Origin of the sequence: Leisingera daeponensis DSM 23529 (assembly GCF_000473145.1) — a bacterium.
Lineage (GTDB): Bacteria > Pseudomonadota > Alphaproteobacteria > Rhodobacterales > Rhodobacteraceae > Leisingera > Leisingera daeponensis.
On record NZ_KI421500.1, the window covers coordinates 1,472,005 to 1,490,760 of the forward strand.

The 18,756-nt window shown below is 64.1% G+C and carries 21 protein-coding genes; 13 read left to right on the forward strand and 8 right to left on the reverse strand.

The window, feature by feature from the left end; all coding sequences use genetic code 11:
* Positions 1–2: 2 nt before the first annotated feature.
* From DAEP_RS0107505 to DAEP_RS0107515, 3 genes are all read left to right on the forward strand, one after another.
* The gene (locus DAEP_RS0107505; RefSeq protein ID WP_027244231.1) at positions 3–1,208 is read left to right on the forward strand and encodes a DegT/DnrJ/EryC1/StrS family aminotransferase; all 1,206 of its coding nucleotides are present in this window, start codon (positions 3–5) and stop codon (positions 1,206–1,208) included.
* 92 nt (positions 1,209–1,300) lie between these two features.
* Positions 1,301–1,822: a hypothetical protein gene (locus DAEP_RS0107510; RefSeq protein WP_245595065.1), complete on the forward strand. Its 522-nt coding sequence runs from the start codon at positions 1,301–1,303 to the stop codon at positions 1,820–1,822.
* Between the two features lie 65 nt (positions 1,823–1,887).
* The gene (locus DAEP_RS0107515; RefSeq protein ID WP_245595066.1) at positions 1,888–2,070 is read left to right on the forward strand and encodes a hypothetical protein; all 183 of its coding nucleotides are present in this window, start codon (positions 1,888–1,890) and stop codon (positions 2,068–2,070) included.
* A 112-nt stretch (positions 2,071–2,182) separates the two neighbouring features.
* On the opposite strand, the gene phaR is transcribed toward DAEP_RS0107515, so the two are convergent.
* Complete coding sequence (gene phaR / locus DAEP_RS0107520) at positions 2,183–2,740, reverse strand: polyhydroxyalkanoate synthesis repressor PhaR (protein ID WP_008555191.1); 558 nt, start codon at positions 2,738–2,740, stop codon at positions 2,183–2,185.
* A gap of 430 nt (positions 2,741–3,170) precedes the next feature.
* Between phaR and DAEP_RS0107525 the strand changes: the two genes are divergently transcribed.
* On the forward strand, positions 3,171–4,919 hold the full coding sequence (locus tag DAEP_RS0107525; protein WP_027244233.1) for a tetratricopeptide repeat protein: 1,749 nt from the start codon (positions 3,171–3,173) through the stop codon (positions 4,917–4,919).
* Between the two features lie 98 nt (positions 4,920–5,017).
* On the opposite strand, the gene DAEP_RS0107530 is transcribed toward DAEP_RS0107525, so the two are convergent.
* Positions 5,018–5,467, reverse strand: coding sequence for a phasin family protein (locus DAEP_RS0107530; RefSeq protein ID WP_008557207.1), 450 nt, complete (start codon positions 5,465–5,467; stop codon positions 5,018–5,020).
* Positions 5,468–5,599: 132 nt separating this feature from the next.
* Positions 5,600–7,402 (reverse strand): PHA/PHB synthase family protein, encoded by a 1,803-nt coding sequence (locus DAEP_RS0107535; RefSeq protein ID WP_008553565.1) that lies wholly within the window; start codon positions 7,400–7,402, stop codon positions 5,600–5,602.
* Positions 7,403–7,536: 134 nt separating this feature from the next.
* Here DAEP_RS0107535 and phaZ point away from each other — a divergent pair, with 134 nt between their 5' ends.
* Positions 7,537–8,811 carry a polyhydroxyalkanoate depolymerase gene (phaZ, locus tag DAEP_RS0107540; RefSeq protein WP_008553658.1) on the forward strand — a complete coding sequence of 425 codons (1,275 nt, stop codon included), beginning with the start codon at positions 7,537–7,539 and terminating at the stop codon, positions 8,809–8,811.
* Between the two features lie 4 nt (positions 8,812–8,815).
* A complete protein-coding gene (locus DAEP_RS0107545; protein WP_027244234.1) occupies positions 8,816–9,388 on the forward strand; it encodes a DUF6151 family protein in 573 nt (190 codons plus the stop codon).
* On the opposite strand, the gene DAEP_RS0107550 is transcribed toward DAEP_RS0107545, so the two are convergent.
* From DAEP_RS0107550 to DAEP_RS0107560, 3 genes are all read right to left on the reverse strand, one after another.
* A complete protein-coding gene (locus DAEP_RS0107550) occupies positions 9,385–10,107 on the reverse strand; it encodes an alpha/beta fold hydrolase (RefSeq protein WP_027244235.1) in 723 nt (240 codons plus the stop codon). The two genes, DAEP_RS0107545 and DAEP_RS0107550, sit on opposite strands and share 4 nt — an antisense overlap.
* Before the next feature lie 122 nt (positions 10,108–10,229).
* Entirely contained in the window at positions 10,230–10,655 is a 426-nt protein-coding gene (locus DAEP_RS0107555) for a VOC family protein (protein WP_008554955.1), read from the reverse strand.
* Positions 10,656–10,721: 66 nt separating this feature from the next.
* The gene (locus DAEP_RS0107560) at positions 10,722–11,471 is read right to left on the reverse strand and encodes an alpha/beta hydrolase (RefSeq protein WP_027244236.1); all 750 of its coding nucleotides are present in this window, start codon (positions 11,469–11,471) and stop codon (positions 10,722–10,724) included.
* Positions 11,472–11,605: 134 nt separating this feature from the next.
* Between DAEP_RS0107560 and DAEP_RS0107565 the strand changes: the two genes are divergently transcribed.
* The 6 genes from DAEP_RS0107565 (at position 11,606) to DAEP_RS0107590 (ending at position 17,500) form a co-directional block, all read left to right on the forward strand.
* Positions 11,606–12,610, forward strand: coding sequence for an Lnb N-terminal periplasmic domain-containing protein (locus DAEP_RS0107565; protein WP_027244237.1), 1,005 nt, complete (start codon positions 11,606–11,608; stop codon positions 12,608–12,610).
* Positions 12,611–12,768: 158 nt separating this feature from the next.
* Positions 12,769–14,715 carry a threonine--tRNA ligase gene (gene thrS / locus DAEP_RS0107570; protein ID WP_027244238.1) on the forward strand — a complete coding sequence of 649 codons (1,947 nt, stop codon included), beginning with the start codon at positions 12,769–12,771 and terminating at the stop codon, positions 14,713–14,715.
* A 231-nt stretch (positions 14,716–14,946) separates the two neighbouring features.
* Positions 14,947–15,252 (forward strand): BufA1 family periplasmic bufferin-type metallophore, encoded by a 306-nt coding sequence (locus DAEP_RS0107575; RefSeq protein ID WP_008556436.1) that lies wholly within the window; start codon positions 14,947–14,949, stop codon positions 15,250–15,252.
* A gap of 73 nt (positions 15,253–15,325) precedes the next feature.
* Positions 15,326–16,180, forward strand: coding sequence for an MNIO family bufferin maturase (bufB, locus tag DAEP_RS0107580; RefSeq protein WP_027244239.1), 855 nt, complete (start codon positions 15,326–15,328; stop codon positions 16,178–16,180).
* A complete protein-coding gene (locus tag DAEP_RS0107585) occupies positions 16,177–16,932 on the forward strand; it encodes an HvfC/BufC N-terminal domain-containing protein (protein WP_027244240.1) in 756 nt (251 codons plus the stop codon). Before bufB ends, DAEP_RS0107585 begins: the two co-directional genes overlap by 4 nt.
* Positions 16,933–16,936: 4 nt before the next feature.
* Positions 16,937–17,500 carry a DoxX family protein gene (locus DAEP_RS0107590; RefSeq protein ID WP_027244241.1) on the forward strand — a complete coding sequence of 188 codons (564 nt, stop codon included), beginning with the start codon at positions 16,937–16,939 and terminating at the stop codon, positions 17,498–17,500.
* Between the two features lie 74 nt (positions 17,501–17,574).
* Here DAEP_RS0107590 and DAEP_RS0107595 read toward each other — a convergent pair whose 3' ends face one another.
* A complete protein-coding gene (locus DAEP_RS0107595) occupies positions 17,575–17,943 on the reverse strand; it encodes a hypothetical protein (protein ID WP_027244242.1) in 369 nt (122 codons plus the stop codon).
* Between the two features lie 42 nt (positions 17,944–17,985).
* Positions 17,986–18,303 (reverse strand): ArsC/Spx/MgsR family protein, encoded by a 318-nt coding sequence (locus DAEP_RS0107600; RefSeq protein WP_008556176.1) that lies wholly within the window; start codon positions 18,301–18,303, stop codon positions 17,986–17,988.
* Between the two features lie 189 nt (positions 18,304–18,492).
* Between DAEP_RS0107600 and DAEP_RS0107605 the strand changes: the two genes are divergently transcribed.
* The gene (locus DAEP_RS0107605) at positions 18,493–18,699 is read left to right on the forward strand and encodes a cold-shock protein (protein ID WP_008555379.1); all 207 of its coding nucleotides are present in this window, start codon (positions 18,493–18,495) and stop codon (positions 18,697–18,699) included.
* Positions 18,700–18,756 lie beyond the last annotated feature (57 nt).

The window sequence follows — 18,756 nt, forward strand, 5'->3', positions numbered from 1 at the left end:
ATATGGCCCTGCCGCCCAACGTTCATGACGCTGAACCCATTCCCGCAGCCGCCCGCGAGGCCATCGACGCGCTGATGCAGTCGGGCGACCTGTTCCGCTACACCGCGCCTGATGATGCGCCGGTCACGCTGCTGGAACAGGAATATGCGGAGCTTCTGGGCAGCAAATATGCGCTGGCGGTCTCCTCCTGCTCGGCAGCCTTGTTCCTGTCGCTGAAGGCGCTTGGCCTGCCCCGCGACGCGCGGGTGCTGATACCGGCCTTCACCTTTGCCGCCGTGCCGTCTTCGGTGGTGCATGCCGACTGCGTGCCGGTGCTGTGCGAGGTGGCTGACAACTACCGCATCGACATGGCGGATTTCGAGGCCAAGCTGGACGGCGTGCAGGCGGTGATCATCAGCCATATGCGCGGCCATACCTCCGACATGGACGCGATCATGGCGCTGTGCGACGCCCGCGGCATCCCCGTAGTCGAAGACGCAGCCCATTCGCTGGGCACCACCTGGAACGGCCGCAACATCGGCACCATCGGCAAGGTTGGCTGCTTCTCTTTCCAGTCCTACAAGATGGTCAACGCCGGCGAAGGCGGCATCCTGATCACCGACGACGCCGACCTGATTGCGCGTGCCGTGATCATGTCCGGCGCCTATGAGCATAACTGGAAAAAGCACAAAGGCCCGCACGGGGATAACACCCCGGATCTGGAGCAGGCCTTTGCCAAGTGGCAGAACCAGCTGCCGCTTTATAACCTGCGGATGAGCAACCTTTCGGCGGCAGTGATCCGCCCGCAGCTGCCCGAACTGGCGCGGCGGGTGCGCGATGGCCTCGCCAACCATGACTATGTGGCAGCCCGCCTGAACGCTTCCCCCTTCTTCGACGTGCCCCAGCCGCTGGGCCCTGAGCGCCGCGCGCCGGATTCGATCCAGTTCAACCTGGCGGGCCTCAGCGAAGACCAGACCCGCGCCTTTGCCGCCACGGCTGCGGCCAAGGGCGTCAAGGTGCAGGTCTTTGGCCTCTCCACCGACAACGCCCGCGCCTTCTGGAACTGGCAGTTCCTGCGCGACCTGCCAGAGCTGCCGCAGACCCGCGCCATGCTGATGAAGGCCTGCGACGTGCGCCTGCCGGTCCGCCTCAGCCGGGCTGAGCTGGACGTGATTGCGGATATCCTGCTGGGTGCGGTGGAAGAGGCCATGGGCAAGGCCGCCGCCTGAGACCCAGCGAAGACCTGACAGTTGCAGCCCCGGCCCCGCGCCGGGGCTTTTTCGTGATTGCAATCCGGGCGTGTGCCGTCCACCTTGCCGCCATGAAAGCCCCGTTGAAATTCAAGCGGCGCCCGGCAACCGCGCTGGTTGCCATGGCCAACTCCCTGAGCATGGGAGATCCAATCCCCAAGGGCGACCTGACCCGGATCATCGGCGCGGTTGTGTCGGACCGGGCAGAACGCGCCGCGCTGCTGGCCGCCATCCGCGCCGCCAATGACCCGGACTGCGGTCTTGCCGTGGCCGACCTGCTCTCCGCCTTTGCGACTGAGGCGGCGGAGGCTGAGGCGCAGGCCCGCGACGCGGATCAGGTGATCGGCCAATGGGCGCAGCGGCTGGCAGCCGGCGCGCTGCTGGCAAGCTTCGGCGCCGCGATTGCGGGCACGGTGACCGGGGGGCTGGCCTTTGGCCTGATCCTGCTGTCGTTTTCGGGGTTCATCTTCGCAACCGCCTCGCGGATCGGCGGGCGGGTGAAAATGCGCCACCGCGCGCAGGAGCGCGACAGCGCCGAAACCCTTGCCCGCCACGTGCTGGAAGCCGGTAAACTCGGCGCGGACGGGAAGTGATATGGAATTTTCAGCTTTGTTGCCTTATATAAGGGAAGCAACCGGAGAAACGCATGTTTGAAGCCATGGGACTCGAAACAGTCATCGTCAGCACAATCGTCGGCGCCTGCGCCCTGTCTTTTGGTGCCAGCGCCTATCTGTTCCTGCGCGCGCGGCCTGCGGCTGAGGCCAAGACCTTGGACGAGATCGTGAAGAACGCGCCATACCACCGGCTGCACAACGTGCTGAAGGTCGAAGCCCGGCCGTGACATAACCCTGCACGAAGGCACACTGCACGAAGGCCCGTTATAGAAAAAGCCCCCGCCAAGCTGGACCGGGGGCTTTTCTGTGGGATTTTCTGCCGGCGCGAGCCGCTTAGCCTCACTTCATCTTCGACAGCTTTTCCTGCAGCTCCGCCAGCTGCTTCTTGATGTCGTCCAGATCTTCGCCGCTGCCGCCGGATTTCTCCTCCTCGCGCCCGCCGCCGGTCCAGCCCGCCGTGCCAAAGCCGCCGGTCATCGCCTTGAGGAACGCCTCCTGCTGCGCCTTCACCGCCTCAAACCCCGGCATCTTGGCGATCGGGTTCATCGCGGTCATGTTCTCCATCATTTTCGACTGGCTTTCGCGCAGCATATCGAACGAGGTTTGCAGGAACTGCGGCATCACCCCGCCGCCGGGCACCATGTAGCTGCGCACCAGGTCGTTCAGCACGTTCACCGGCAGCACGTTCTCGCCGCGGCTTTCATGCTCGGCAATGATCTGCAACAGGTACTGCCGCGTCAGGTCATCGCCGGTTTTCAAGTCGACGATCTGCACCTCGCGGCCCTCCCGGATAAACCCCGCGATATCCTCCAGCGTGACGTAATCGCTGGTCTCGGTATTATACAGCCTGCGGCTGGCATACCGTTTGATCAGCAAGGGTTTGTCCTGTTCTGCCATGTGTTCCCTCCCCGGTCATGACGCATCGCAGCAAAGCCTATGCCACCGCAGAACAAAAGGGAAGCCTCAGCGCCGTTTCCGCAACATTTGTTCCTGCACTCCCCGCCAGCGGCCCGCCGCAGCGGCCCCCGGACTGGATGCGGGGAAACGGCCAGCCGGCTCCGGCCTGCCTCGCCCTCCCTGCTGCCGTGATGCCTCCGCTGAGGGCCTGCCCGCGGGCGGCGGCCCAGGCGCAGCAGACAGGGCCGGCGGGCTGCGCCGCTTGGCGGGCGTGAAAATCAGGCACCTTCGCCCAAGGACTGCGCATATTTGACGCTAAAGCGAAACATATTGAACCAAATAGAGAATTCTTCGCACCTAAACAGCACCAAAAGATTCTCAATGTGATACAATTAGCGTCAGCTCTTTCGAGTCTGCGGTACTGGAGAAAATGGCTGACCAAGGGGACGGGCAAAAACAAGCTGCTATACTGATTGCTGATGTGGCAGGATATTCCGCCTTGGCTGAGGCCCGGGAATCGGAAACCATCGCCGCGGTTCGCGATCTGGGCAGCCGCATCATTGCCCCTGCGGCACAGGCGCATGAAGGACGGGTTGTCAAAACAGTGGGGGACGGGTTTCTGCTGGAATTCCCCTCATCGGTTCCCGCCGTCAAGGCGGCCATGGAAATTTCCAGCAAGGCCGCCGCCTGCCGCAACGGCCCCCGCGGGCTGAGCCTGAGGCTGCGGATGGGTATCCACGCGGGCACCGTGTTCCCCGCCGGCGATGACCTGCTGGGCAATTGCGTGAATATCGCCGCCCGCCTGCAAAGCCTTGCCGCGCCGGGGGAGATCTGCATCTCCGGCACCGTGCATGAACAGGTCCGCGGCAGGGTCGGCGCGGCCTTCGACGACCTCGGATTGCAGCAGGTCCGCAACATCGCGGAACCGGTGCGGATCTACCGCATCACTGGCAACTCGCTGCCCGCCCTGGACCCCGAGGGCCCCTCGCCCGAGGCATCGGTGGCGGTGCTGCCCTTTGCCAGCGCCTCTCCTGCAAACACGGAGACCGAAGCGATGGCGCAGACGCTGACCGAGGACATCACCATCGGCCTGTCCCGGTTCCGGGCGCTGCGCGTCGTTTCCCGCACTGCGGCGCTGCGCTTTGCGGGCAGCACCGCCGGAACCTCCATCGTCGCGGCTGAACTGGGCGTCCGCTACCTGGCTGAAGGCAGTATCCGGCAGCTCCCCGGCAGGTTGCGGATCACCGTAACCCTGTCCGATGGGGCAAGCGGCCTGTCGCTCTGGAGCGGCCGGTATGACAGGGATCTGTCCAATGATTTCACCCAGCAGGATGCGCTGGCGGCGCAGATCACTCAAACCCTGGCAACGCAGCTGCAGTCGATTGCACGGCAGAAGTCCGCCGCGCAGGCGGCAAAACGGGGCGCGCTGACCGCACGGGACCTGGTGATGCAGGCCAAGTCCGTCATTCTGGATTCCCGCGGCAGGCTCAAACAGTGCCGCACGCTGTACCAGCAGGCCTGCGATGCCGATTTCAGCAACGCCGCGGCCTATTCCGGGCTGGCGCTGACCTATCTGGTGGAGTGGATGAGCGGCTGGGCGACGTCGGCAGACCTTACCCTGGACAAGGCCTTTCCGCTGCTGCGCCATGCGGCCCGGATCGACCCGCTCGACAGCGTTGCGCAGCGCAGGCTGGCCGTGATGCACTTGTGCAAGGGCAATTTCACACTGGCGGAGGACCATTTTCAGCGCGCCCTGATGCTGAACCCCAACGATACCGATGCCATGGCGTTCCGCGGGCTGTCGCTGATCTATCAGGGCAGGCCCGAAAAGGCGCTGGCCGAACTGGACCAGGCAACGGCGCAGAACCCGTTTCACCCGACCTATTTCCACTGGTTCCGCGGGCTCGCGCTCTACATGTGCCGGGCCTATGATCCGGCGGTTTCAGAGGTGTCCAAGGCGATTGAGCTGTTTCCGGGCTTCCCGGCGCCGCACCGCCACCTGGCCGCCTGCTATGCGCAGCTGGGCAACCGGCCCGCGGCCGCGCGCGAATGCGGGCGCATTCTGGAACTAGAGCCTGAATTCTCGGTGGCCCGCGTCAGCAAGACGCTGCCCTTTGCCAGAGCCCAGGACCTGGAGCACTACTGCGAGGGCCTGCGGCAGGCCGGATTGCCGGAATGATGATCCCCTGAAACGCAAAAGGACAGGCCTTGCGGCCTGCCCTTCTTCACGGTCCGGCTCCGTCAGGGAGGAGAGCGAGGGCCGGATCGTGGTCGTTCTTACTTGGCTGCTGCCGAAGCTTTTTTCGCTGCGGTGGTCACCTCGTCGGTGGCCTTCTTCATGGCAGCGGTTGCTTCTTCGGACATGTCCTTGCCGGCCGCCATCATCAGTTCGACGGTGTCCATCTGGACCTTCTTGGCCACTTCAGCGAAGGCAGCCATGTTTTCGGCAGCCACTTCAGCGGAAGCGGAGGCGAAATCGGTTGCCGCCTTGGCGTATTCGGCCGGCTCTGCCTTGACCTTGGAAACGTCGCTCAGCTTGGCGATGGTTTCTTTGGTCCACTTGTTCGAGATCTCGGCGGATTTGCCGGCAGCGTCCAGCGCAACGGCGGACAGCTTCTCGTTCAGGGCAGCGGTGTTCTTGAAGACGTCTTCCATTGCTTTGGTGTCAACCGGGAAGGCGCCCATGAAGTCTTTCATCATCGCGGTGAAGTCTTGGGTCTTTGCCATAGTTCTAATTCCTCAGAAAGCTGCAGCAGGACCATCCTGCGCTCTTAGCATGAGAGAAATATGGACGCCGCACCGCAGCATTTCAAGAGTTATTATGCTGCGGTGCAGAAAAAATCTTCTGCGCCTGCAAATTCAACGGTTTGCTTTGACCTTCACATAGGATCCCGGCGCCGGCATCAAAGAGGGGAAGCCCGAATCCCCTGCCTCGCGGGCGGGAACCTGCTTGCCGGACCGCTTCTTCAGCCAGTCATTCCAGCGCGGCCACCACGAGCCCTCGTGGTACTGCGCGCCCTCCATCCAGGCCTCGCTGTCCCCTTGCAGGTCGTCGTTGGTGTAATGGCCGTACTTTTTCTTGCTGGGCGGATTGACGATGCCCGCGATATGGCCCGACTGCGACACGATAAAGCTTTTGCTGCGCGACCCCATCTGCTGCACGCCGCGGTAACAGTCCTTCCAGCGGGCGATGTGGTCGGTTTCGCAGGTGATCGCCATCAGCGGCACATCCACGTCCTTGATCTGCAGCTTGTGGCCCATCAGCTCATACCCATCGCCGGCGAATTCATTGTTCTGGCACAGGCCGCGCAGATACTGGATCGCCATCCGCCCCGGCAGGTTGGCGCCATCGCCGTTCCAGTAGAGCAGATCGAAGGCGGGCGGCGTCTCGCCCATCATGTAGCTTTTGACAGCCGGGCCGTAGACCAGATCCTTGGAGCGCAGGAACGACATGGTCCGTGCAATAACCCACGACCGCAGCAGTCCCTCCTGTTCCACCTGCGCCTCGATCCCGTCGACGAAATCGTCCTGCAGAAAGGGGGTGAACTCGCCCTGATTGCCGAAATCGGTCAGCGTGGTGAAGAAGGTTGCCGATTTCACCGATTTGTCGCCGCGCTGTTTCAGCAGCGACAGGGTCAGGCTCAGGGTGGTGCCAGCGATGCAGTATCCCACCGCGTTGACCTGATCGGCCTTGCAGACCTCCTTGGCCTTTTCGATCGCGGCCAGGAACCCTTCCTGGATGTAATCCTCCATCCCCACATCGGCGAAACTGGCGTCAGGATTGACCCAGGAGACCACGAACAGCGTGTAGCCCTGCTCTGTCACCCATTTGATCAGGCTGTTCTGCGCCTTCAGGTCGAGGATGTAGAATTTGTTGATCCAGGGCGGGAACAGCACAATCGGGATCTCATGCACGGTGTCGGTCACCGGCTTGTACTGGATCAGCTCCATCATCCGGTTTCGGTAGATCACGTCGCCCGGCGTGGTGGCGATGTTGCCGCCCAGCTCAAACGCGCTTTCATCCGCCAGCCGCACCACCAGCTCGCCGTTGTTGGCCTCCAGGTCGCTGACCAGGTTTTCCAGCCCGTCGATCAGCGACTGGCCTTCTGTTTCCACCGCCTTTTCCAGCGCGTCCGGGTTGGTCGGCAGGAAATTGGTCGGCGACATCATCTCGATGATCTGATCGGCAAAGTAGCTCAGCCGCTGCTTGTCTTTGGCATCCATCTCCCCTGCGCTCTGCACGGCCTTGCGGATCGCCTCGGCGTTGGTCAGGTACTGCTGTTTGACATAATTGAAGTACGGGCTGCTCTGCCACAGCGGATTCGAAAAACGGCGGTCCGTGGGGCCGCCGTCATCCGTGCTGTCCAATTGTCCGGTCAGAGCTTTCTGCGCTTCGGCGAAATTCAGCACAGACTTGCTCCAGAACTCGAGCTGATGCTCCAATAGTTTGGCTGGATTCTGCATGGCCTCCGTCCAATAGGCGGTTGCTGCACGCGCATAAAGTTCTTGATTCGGACCGTCCAGAGCCGGGTTATGCGGCACCTTCCGGGACATCACCTCAGCCAGGCGCTTGCTCAGCTCCTCGACTCGGCTCATATTTTCCTTAAGTTTTTCAAAGCTCTCAGAATTGGACGTTGCTGATACTTCGTCACTAGTTGTCATATAAAGGAATCCCTCATAGGCTTTCTGCTATGCAGAATACTCGTCTGCAAAAGGCAGGGCAAAGCGGCGATTGGTCCGATGTTCCGGATTTTCTGGTCCGATAACGCGGGGACAGAGCCCGTAAGGAGACGCGCATGCGATACATGATGACCTACGACCTGATGGAGACCGTCCGGAACACCAACCAATGGCTGGGTGCCACCGCCCTCTCCATGGCATCTTACCCGGTCTTTTCCGCCTTGCCAAATCCTGCGCTCAGCTGGATGGCCGCCTGGGGCGAAGTAACTGAACGCACCTACCAGCGGATGGTGGCGAAACCCGCCTGGGGCATCCGCACCTTCACCTGCGAAGACGGCAAGGACCATCTGGTCGACATCACTTCCGTTGTCGAGCGCCCCTTCGGCGACCTGATCCATTTCAAAGTCAACGGTCGGGAAGAACAGCCGCGCAAGGTGCTGCTGGTTGCGCCGATGTCCGGCCATTACGCCACCCTGCTGCGGTCCACCGTCAAAAGCTTGCTGGTGAACTGCGAAGTGTATGTGACAGACTGGCACAACGCCCGCGACATTCCTGTGTCTGCAGGGAAATTCGATGTCGAGGACTACACGCTCTACCTCGTCGACTTCATGCGGGAACTGGGCCCCGAAACCCATGTCGTCGCGGTCTGCCAGCCGGTGCCGCTGACGCTTGCCGCCACCGCCTACCTGGCGGAGCGCGAGCCGGATGCGCAGCCTTCCTCGCTGACCCTGATCGGCGGCCCGGTGGATCCGGACGCCACCCCGACGGAGGTCACCGACTTCGGCCGCCGCGTCACCATGGGCCAGCTTGAGGAAACCATGATCCAGCAGGTCGGCTTCAAATACCCGGGCGTCGGCCGCAAGGTCTACCCTGGCCTGCTGCAGCTCGCCTCCTTCATGTCGATGAACGGCGAACGCCACACCAAGGCGTTCCTGGACCAGATCCAGCGCGTCTCCCGCGGGGAGGCCTCGGACCACGATGCCCACAACCGGTTCTACGACGAATACCTGGCGGTGATGGACATGACCGCCGAATTCTACCTGTCGACGGTGGAGCGCATCTTCAAGAAGCGCGAGATCGCCCGCAACGACTTCACCGTCAACGGCCACAAGGTCGATTTCAGCAAGATCACCGATGTGGCGGTCAAAACCGTCGAAGGCGCCAAGGACGACATCTCCGCCCCCGGCCAGTGCGTCGCGGCGCTGAAACTCTGCACCGGCCTGCCGGACAGCAAAAAGGCCAGCCATTTGGAACCGGGTGCCGGCCACTACGGCATCTTTGCGGGCCGCAGCTGGCGCGACAATATCCGCCCGCTGGTGATCAACTTCATGAACGCCAACAGCCGCAGCACACAGGCCCGCAAACCGGCCAACAAGAACACGGCTGCCTGACGGGATGGGCGGCGGCCTGGCATTCTCCTGCAATTGCGGGGCCTTGCGCGGCGAAGTTTCAGCAGCGGGTGTCAAAGGCGGCACCCGCGTTGTCTGCTACTGCGCCGACTGCCGCGCCAACGAACTCTATCACGGCCAGCCGGATCCGGCCCCGGATCCGGTTGACCTGTTCCAGCTGTCACCCGACACCATCACCATCACCCAAGGGGCAGAACAGCTGAGGGCGATCCGCCTCAGCCGCCGCGGCCCCTTGCGCTGGTACGCCGCCTGCTGCGGCACGCCGTTCGCCAACACGCTGGCCAAGCCCGGCCTGCCCTTTGCCGGGATGCGCTCCAACCTGTTCCAGGACCCGTCCGCCCTGGGCAAGATCCGCGCCTGGGCCTTCCTCCCCGTTCCCGGCAAGCAATCCCGAACCAAGGGCGGCGGCGCCATGGCCTTGGGCATCCTCAGCCGGATGATCACCGCCCGCCTGTCAGGCCGCTGGAAAGACACGCCATTCTTTGATGCGGAGACCGGCAAACCGGTGGCCGAGCCCGAATTGCTCAGCAAGGAACAGCGCGCGGCGCTGTATCCCTAGGCCGGCACCGCCAGCCAGTGCAGCAGCGCCCGGTTCACCGCATCGGGCGCCTCCAGCACCGGGAAATGCCCTGCCTCCGGGATCACCTCCAGCCGCGCGTGCGGGATCAGCTGCGCCAGCAGCTCCTGCTTGGCACGCGGCACGATCGTGTCATGCTCCCCCGCCAGCACCAGCGTTGGCACATGCACCCGCCGCATTGTGGCCTGCTGGTCGGGCCGCCGCTGCAGGGCGCGTGCCTGCGCCACATACAGTTCCGGCCCCAGCTCCATCCCCATGCGGCAGAACAGCCTGTGGACCTCCAGCCGCGACGGCCCCGGCGCCAGCGCCTCCATCGGCATCGCCGTGCGCAGGACATCCTCCAGCCGGCCGGTGCGTGCGGCGATGATCTGCGGCTCCCGGTCGGCGGCCTGCTCCGGCGTCTCCGCCAGCGGGCTTGCCCCCATCAGGCACAGACGGCTGATCCGTTCCGGCGCCCGGCGCACCAGCTCCATCGCCAGGATCCCGCCCATCGACATCCCCGCCAGGGCAAAGCGCGGCGGCAAGTGGCCCAGCATCCGGGCGGCAATCTTCTCCACCGTGTCGCCGCCCGCCAGCGGCAGCACCATCACCGGCATGCTGCCGGAAAATGTCCTGATCTGAGCGTCAAAGATTCGGCCGTCGCACATCATCCCGGGCAGCAGAACCAGAGGTTCGCGGCTCGGTTGCTGGTCATGAGGCATATCCTGCCCTCGCGGTTTGCCTGCCACCCGTCTCTGCAACTGTGCGGAGAGGCGGAAGCCGGATCAAGAAAAACCTCCCCCAGGCAACGGTTTGCCGAACCGCTGCCGCCGCCGCGCCACGCTCAGTAGCCGTTCCAGCGGAACGCGCCATCCTCCGCCAGCGGCGAAAACGGGTTGAAGGCGATTTCCCAGACATGCCCGTCCGGGCTGCGGAAATAGCCATGATGGCCGCCCCAGAACACATCCTGCGCCGGTTTCAGCACCGCCGCTCCCGCGGCCTCAGCCGCCGCCAGCAGCTCTGCCACCGCCTCCTTGCTGCGGGTGTTGTGGCTCAGCGTCACCGCGCCGGTGCCCAGCTCCGCTTCCGGCACCCCGATGTCGTCCGCCAGCGCCGCCAGCGGATAGAGGCCGAGCGTCTGCGAGATCAGGTCAAAGGCGATCACCCCGTCAGGGCTCTCCGCCCGCTGCCAGCCCAACGCCTCATAGAAGGCCGCAGCCTTCTCCATGTCCGGCACCCCCAGCGTGATCAGGCTTACCCGCTGTTCCATTTCCCACCTCCTCGCGGTTTCATTCGCGTCCATGACAGGCCCGCGGCCCGGAGCCGCGGCGCAGCTTCAGGCGCCGCCCAGCACGTCCAGCACAGCGTTTTCGATCAACTTCAGGCAGGCAGGGTCCGAGAACCGGTGATCGGCATCTTTCACCAGGGTTAGCCGCATGTCCGGGCAGGTCGCGTGATCCATCAGCCGCAGCGCTGTTTCCGTGGACACCGCGGTGTCCGCGGTTCCCTGCAGGCAGCGCGTCCTGAACGGCAGAAACAGTGGCGAGCGCAGCACCAGATGCTTGCGGCCGTCCTCGATCATCCGCTTGGAGATATGATAGGGCTCCATATAATCGCTCGGCAGCTCCACATAGCCGCGGCTCTCCAGCTCCGCCTTCTGCGCCGCGGAGAAGTTGGCCCAATAGCCGTCCTCGGTGAAATCCGGCGCCGCGGCGATGGTCACCATGCCCTTGATCCGCTCCGGCATCTCCCGCGCCAGCAAGAGCGCCTGCCAGCCGCCCATGGAAGAGCCGACCGGCACGATCTCGCCCTCTGTCAGCTCTTGCACCGCCGCCAGCGTGTCCTCATGCCAGTCACCGATGCAGCCCTCCTCGAACCGGCCGGAGCTTTCGCCATGGCCAGAGTAGTCAAACCGCAGAAACGCCTGCCCGCGCGCCTTGGCCCAGGCTTCCAGATGCACCGCCTTGGTGCCCTCCATGTCCGACTTCAGCCCGCCCAGAAACACCACGCACGGCCCCTTCCCTTCGCTCTTGTGATAAGCAATGCGGCGGCCCTGGGCGGTTCCGAGAAACGATGTGGCGGGCATGTCTTTGGTCTCCTGTCCTTTTCCTCAAGATGTGGCATGGCTTCGCCTGCCCTGCAAGCGGCAGCACAGCCCGCTTGCAAGTCCCCTGCCGGCCTCCGTATGGTCTGCCGGAAAATTCCGGGGGGTCTAAGGGCATGTCAAAATTCTTCAAAACCGCGGTGCTGGCCGCCGCCCTTCTCGCGGTGGCGCTGGCCACCGCCTGGGCGGCGCTGGCGCTGTGGTACCGGCTGCCCTTCGCCACGCTGCCGCGCGCCGGCCTGTCGGGCGGGTTTGCCTTGCTGGGCCTCGCCGTCATCGCAGGCCTGTTCCGCCAGCACGCCCTGCGGGCGCTCACCACCTTCACCCTGGCCCTCGCCGCGGTGATCCTGTGGTGGTCCACCCTCACCCCGCCCGAAGACGGCACCTGGTCGCCCGATGTGGCGCGCCAGGTCACCGGCGAGGTGCAGGGCGATATCCTGACCCTTACCGACGTCCGCAACTTCACCTGGGAAACGCCTGAAGACTATACGGTGAACTGGGAAACCCGCAGCTACGACCTCAGCGCGCTGCAAACCGTCGACCTGTTCATGTCCTATTGGGCGGGGCCGCAGATGGCGCATATGATCGTCAGCTTCGGCTTCGGGGACGGCGAGCAGATCGCCTGGTCGGTCGAGGTGCGCCGCCGGGAGGGCGGCGGCTTCTCTCCCGTGGCCGACATGTTCAAATCCAACACCCTGGTGATGATCGCCGCGGATGAGCGCGACCTCGTCGGCACCCGCACCAACGCCCGCGGCGAAGACGTGCAGCTGTTCCGCATCGGCGTCAGCCCCGACACCGGCCGCGCCCTGCTGCTGCGCTATGTGGCGGCCGCGAACAGCCTTGCCTCGCAGCCGCAATGGTACAATTCGCTCACCACCAACTGCACCACCGTGGTGATGGCGCTGATCCGCACCTTCGCCGCGGAGGTGCCGCTGGACTGGCGGGTTCTGGCCAATGGCTACCTGCCGGAATACGCCTGGGAACAGGGGGTTCTGGACCAGTCCCGCAGCGTCGAGGAACTGCGCGCCCTCGGCAGCATCACCCCGATTGCCCAGGCCCATGGCCTTACCCCGGACTACTCCGCCGTGATCCGCGAAGGCGTCCCCGCGCCCGCCCCCTGACGGGATCCCCTTCATCTGGCTCAAAATACTCCGGGGAGCGCGAGGGGCCGGCCCCTCGCCTTCTTGACACGCCGCGCCGCGGCTGCCAAATCACCGGCACACCATAACCCGCAACCGGGCGTTCAGTGGGCGCCAAACCGACGAGGAGCAGCCAGCAGATGGCCCAAATCTCTCTCACTTTCCCCGATGGCAATGCACGATCCTATGACGCAGGCGTCACGCCCGCGCAGGTGGCCTCCAGCATTTCCACCTCGCTGGCCAAAAAGGCCATCTCCGCCACCGTCAACGATCAGCACTGGGATCTGCAGTGGCCGATCGAAAGCGACGCCACCATCGCCATCCACACCATGAAGGATGAAGTTCAGGCCAATGAGCTGATCCGCCACGACCTGGCGCATGTCATGGCGCGCGCGGTGCAGGAAATCTGGCCCGACACCAAGGTCACCATCGGCCCGGTCATCGAAAACGGCTGGTACTACGACTTCGACCGCGCGGAGCCCTTCACCCCCGAGGACCTCGGCGCCATCGAAAAAAAGATGAAGGAAATCATCAACAAGCGTGATGAGGTCCGCACCGAGGTGTGGGAACGCGACCGCGCGATCCAGCATTACACCGACAACAACGAACCCTATAAGGTCGAGCTGATCGAAAGCATTCCGGGCGATGAGCCGCTCAGGATGTACTGGCACGGCGACTGGCAGGACCTCTGCCGCGGCCCGCACCTGCAGCACACCGGCCAGCTGCCGGGCGATGCCTTCAAGCTCATGAGCATTGCAGGCGCCTACTGGCGCGGCGACAGCTCCCGCGCCATGCTGCAGCGGATCTACGGCGTTGCCTTCACCGGCAAGGAGAAGCTGAAGGCGCATCTCCACATGCTGGAAGAAGCCGCCAAGCGCGACCACCGCAAGCTGGGCCGCGAGATGGACCTGTTCCATATGCAGGAAGAGGCGCCGGGCCAGATCTTCTGGCACCCGAACGGCTGGAAGGTCTACACCACCCTGCAGGACTACATGCGCCGCCAGCAGGAAAAAGGCGGCTATGTCGAGGTGAACACCCCCCAGGTCGTCGACCGCAGGCTGTGGGAGGCTTCGGGCCACTGGGAGAAATATCAGGAGAATATGTTCATCGTCGAAGTCGACGAGGAGCACGCCCGCGAAAAAGCGGTGAACGCGCTGAAGCCGATGAACTGCCCCTGCCACGTGCAGATCTTCAACCAGGGTCTCAAATCCTACCGCGACCTGCCGCTGCGCATGGCCGAATTCGGCTCCTGCAACCGCTATGAGCCCTCGGGCGCGCTGCACGGCATCATGCGGGTGCGCGGCTTTACCCAGGACGACGCGCACATCTTCTGCGCCGAAGACCAGATCGAGGCGGAAACCAAGAAGTTCATCGACTTCCTGTCTGAGATCTACAAGGACCTCGGCTTCGAGAAGTTCTCGGTCAAATTCTCCGACCGCCCGGAAAAACGCTCTGGCTCGGATGAGGTCTGGGACAAATCGGAAGCGGCGCTGAAGGCGGCAACCGAGGCGGCGGGCTGCGCCTATGACCTGAACCCAGGCGAAGGCGCCTTCTATGGCCCCAAGCTGGAGTTCGTGCTGACCGATGCCATCGGCCGCGACTGGCAGTGCGGCACCCTGCAGGTGGACTTCGTGCTGCCGGAACGGCTGGACGCCACCTATATCGGCGCCGACGGCGCCAAGCACCGCCCGGTCATGCTGCACCGCGCCACCCTCGGTTCGTTTGAGCGCTTCATCGGCATCCTGATCGAGGAGCACGCCGGCAAGCTGCCGTTCTGGCTGGCGCCGCGGCAGGTGGTGGTCGCATCGATCACTTCCGACGCCGACGCCTACGTGCAGGAGGTCGTGGCCGAACTGAAGAAAGCCGGCGTGCGCGCCGAGGCCGACATCCGCAACGAGAAGATCAACTACAAGGTCCGCGAGCATTCCGTGGGCAAGGTTCCGGTCATTCTCGCCGTCGGCCACCGCGAGGTGGAAGAGCGCACCGTCTCCGTTCGCCGCCTGGGCGAGAAGGAGACTAAGGTGGAGAGCCTGGAAAATGTTACAAAGGCGCTGGCCGCGGAAGCGACCCCGCCCGATCTTCTGTAACAATTCCCGCAATTTTCAACGCAAGCGGCCCCCACCCGGGGGCCGTTTTGTTTCAAACCCCTCCCAAACCCCTTAAAACCATGGGCCTAGGCATCTTCGGCGCGCAGGTTCGGGTCACATGCTCTGACGCGGATGTGAGACACGGCCTCGTGACTTAAACTCCGGAAAACCTCGGGTTAGTGTTTCCGTGTCATCACGACACCGCATGTAGAACCGAAAGGAATTCACGAGATGTCGAAAACCGCAAAATCCCTGGCCGTTGCGAGCGCCGTTGCCGCCGCTCTGACCGCAGCGTCCACCATCCCCGCCGCCGCCGGCACCAAGGAAAAGTGTTATGGCGTGTCGCTGGCAGGCCAGAACGACTGCGCCGCAGGCCCCGGCACCACTTGCGCAGGCACCTCGACCGTCGATTACCAAGGCAACGCCTGGACCCTGGTCGACGCTGGCACCTGCGAAGACATGGAGCTGCCGGCGATGGCAGACGGCACCGAGCGCAACGGCTCGCTGGCGCCGCTGGAGCGTGACCTGCCGGCATAACTGCCGCTGAAACACCGGGGGCGGGAGTGTGAAGTCCCGCCCCTGATGCCTGCATCCGCGAACAGGACCCGCCATGCTTGACGCCGCTGCCCATGACACACTGCCCGCCGCCCCCGGCGTTGGCTACAAGCCGCAGCACTTTGCCCGGATCACCACAGATCCCGGCGCAGTCAAGTGGCTGGAAATCCACGCGGAAAACTACATGGGCGACGGCGGCCGCCCGCTGGCGCAACTGCGCCGCCTGTCGGAACAATTTGCCATGTCGGTGCATGGTGTCGGCCTCTCCATCGGCGGCGAAGGGCCGCTGGATGCAGACCACCTGGCCCGGCTCAAGCATCTGGTATCCTGGCTGAACCCCGCCAGCTTTTCCGAACATCTGGCCTGGTCCACTCACGACAGCCATTTCTACAACGACCTGCTGCCGCTGCCCTACACCGGCGCCAGCCTGCAGCGGATCTGCGATCACATTCATGAGGTGCAGGAGACCGTCGGGCGGCGGATGCTGCTGGAAAACCCCTCCAGCTACCTCGCCTTTGCCGAGAGCACCTGGTCCGAGCCGGAGTTCCTGGCCGAAACCTCCCGCCGGACCGGCTGCGGGCTGCTCCTGGATGTGAACAACGTCTTTGTCTCCGCCACCAACCTCGATTTCTCGCCGCAGGGCTACATCGACGCCTTCCCGCTGGACAAGGTGGGTGAAATCCACCTTGGCGGCCATGACGAGGATGACGACGGCCAGGGCCGCCCGCTCCTGATCGACAGCCACGGGCGCGAGGTGGCCGATCCGGTCTGGGCGCTCTTGGACTATACGCTGGCGAAATCCGGCCCCAAGCCGGTGCTGATCGAGTGGGACAACGACGTGCCGGACTGGCCGGTGCTGGAGGCCGAAGCCGCCCGCGCCGCAACCGCGCTGGAGCGCGTCCCGGCATGAGTGTCAGCCAGACAGATTTCACCCGCGCCATGATGGATGCGGGCCAGCCGGTGCCGGACGGGCTCACCGATCATCTGGGCCAGCCCGCGGGCCGCCGGTTCAGCGTTTACCGCAACAACGTCGCTGTCTCGCTGACCGAAGCGATGCACAGCGCCTTTCCGGTGATTGCCAAGCTTCTGGGCAAGCAGAACATGGACGGGCTGGCCGGCATCTACCTGCGCCAGCACCCGCCGTCCTCGCCGCTGATGATGTTCTACGGCGAGCATTTCCCGGCCTTCCTGGAAGGCATGGAGCAGCTCAGGCATCTGGGTTACCTCGGCGACGTGGCCCGGCTGGAGCTGGCATTGCGCCGCGCCTACCATGCCGCCGATGCCGCCGCGATCGCGCCGGAAACGCTTGGCGCGCTGCCGCCGGATGCGCTGCTGGACACCCGGCTGGAACTGGCACCGGCGGCGCAAGTGCTCCGCTCGCCCTGGCCCATTCACGCCATCTGGCGCTTCAACACCGAAGACGGCGCGCCCAAGCCCGCGGCACAGGCCGAGGACGTTCTGATCACACGCCCCGAATTTGACCCCATTCCCCAGCTTCTGCCGCCCTCCGGCGCGGTCTGGGTCCGCGCCCTGATGGCGGGCGCAACCATCGGCGCGGCGATGGAACAGGCCGCCGCCGAATATGACGCATTCGACCTGAGCGCCCCCCTGGCCCTGCTGCTGCAGGGCGGTGCGGTCACAGGACTGAACAGCAAAGGGTAAGACCATGCACGCACTTGTCTCCATTCACGACGCCGTTTTCCGCCAGGTTGAAAGGGCCGGCGACTGGCTGCTGCCGCTGGCGGCGCGCTTTGTCTTTGCCTCAACGCTGCTGCTCTATTTCTGGAATTCCGGCCTGACCAAGCTGGGCGACGGCCTCTTCGGCCTGTTCAGCCCCTCGATCGGCGCCTACAGCCAGATCTTTCCGAAGCAGCTGGAGGCGGCAGGCTATGACGTGGACCAGCTGGGTGTCTTTCACTGGGCCGTGGCCCTGGCAGGCACCTACGCCGAGTTCATCCTGCCTCTGCTGATCGTGATCGGGCTTCTGACCCGGCTGGCCTCGCTGGGCATGATCGGCTTTGTGGCCGTGCAGTCGCTGACCGACATCTATGGCCACGGTGCCACCGATGACAAAACCCTTGGCGCGCTGTTTGACCGCTTCCCCGATGCGGTAATCCTCGATCAGCGGCTGTTCTGGATCTTTCTGCTGTCCGTCCTGGTGGTCAAGGGCGCGGGCGCCCTGTCCGTGGACAGACTGCTGCGGCACCGGATGCAACCCGCCATTGCCTGACGCTCTGGCTTGGAACCAAAAAAAGGCGCCTTGCCCCCGGCAACGGCGCCTTTTTCATGATCTGGTCCCTTCGGTCAGAAATGCGCCCTGGGCTCATCCGGCCGGCCCGCGGCCAGCGCCATCAGCCCGGCAGTGGCGGCAAAGCTGATCGGGAAAATGGTGAAGACATTGAAGCCGAAGCCCGCGTGCATGGCGGCCGCCGACGCCAGCAGCAGCACGCCGCCCCACAGCGCCCGCGCCCGCGCCATCGCACCGCCGGCAATTGCCAGCAGCGGCGACAGCACCGCCAGCAGGCGCAGTTGTTGCACGTTGCCGACCTGCTCCGCCAGCCCTTCGATCTCGCCGAAATGCTCGACCGCAGCCGTGTAGCCATAGCCGAAGAAACCCACAATCATACCGAAAATCCCGGCGGTAATCCCCAGAACCAGGGCTGCGTTGCGCATCGTCAATCTCCCGAAAACTGCCGCACCGACATAATCAGCCGGTCACGCGGCACCAAGGGCGGCCCGCACGTTCTGATCCCAACCCAGGAATAATTCCCCGTTACGCTCGATCAGCGGCCGCTTCATCAGCGCCGGATGCGCCCGCAGCAGATCCAGCGGCTCACCGGCGCGCTCTTCTTCGCTCAGGCCGCGCCAGGTGGTTGACCGCGTGTTGACCAGCTTGGCCCCGAACGCCGCATAAGCCGCCTCCAGCAGACCGTCCGGCATCCCGTCTGCCCGGATATCGGAAAAAGTGGAATCAGGCAGTTGTTTCAACGCTTTGCGGCACGTATCGCAGGTCTTCAACCCGTAGATTTTCATGCATCCCCCTATGTCCCGCCAAGCCGCGAGCACAATTTATGGTAGAATTCACCGGTTTTTCTTGATTTTTGCCCGGCCCGTGTAAAACTCCAAGTTGTCCGGCTTCCCCTGCGGAATTTTGGCAGGGTGCAGGCCGGATGCCCTGGGCAGCCCCCATGGCAGAGTGCAAAGTAGAAGGAGACACGGGAAATGCCAAGCGGCACCGTGAAGTGGTTCAACACCACCAAGGGGTACGGGTTTATTGAACCCGATGAAGGCGGCAAGGATGTGTTTGTGCACATTTCAGCGGTGGAGCGGTCGGGCATGACCGGCCTCGCTGACAATATGAAAATCGGCTACGAGCTGTCCGAAGGCCGCGACGGCCGGAAAATGGCGGCTGAGCTTAAGGCGCTTTGATCAACTGAGTATGCACTGCGCCCGGACTTGGGCTGGGCGCAGGCACTGACGGGCCGG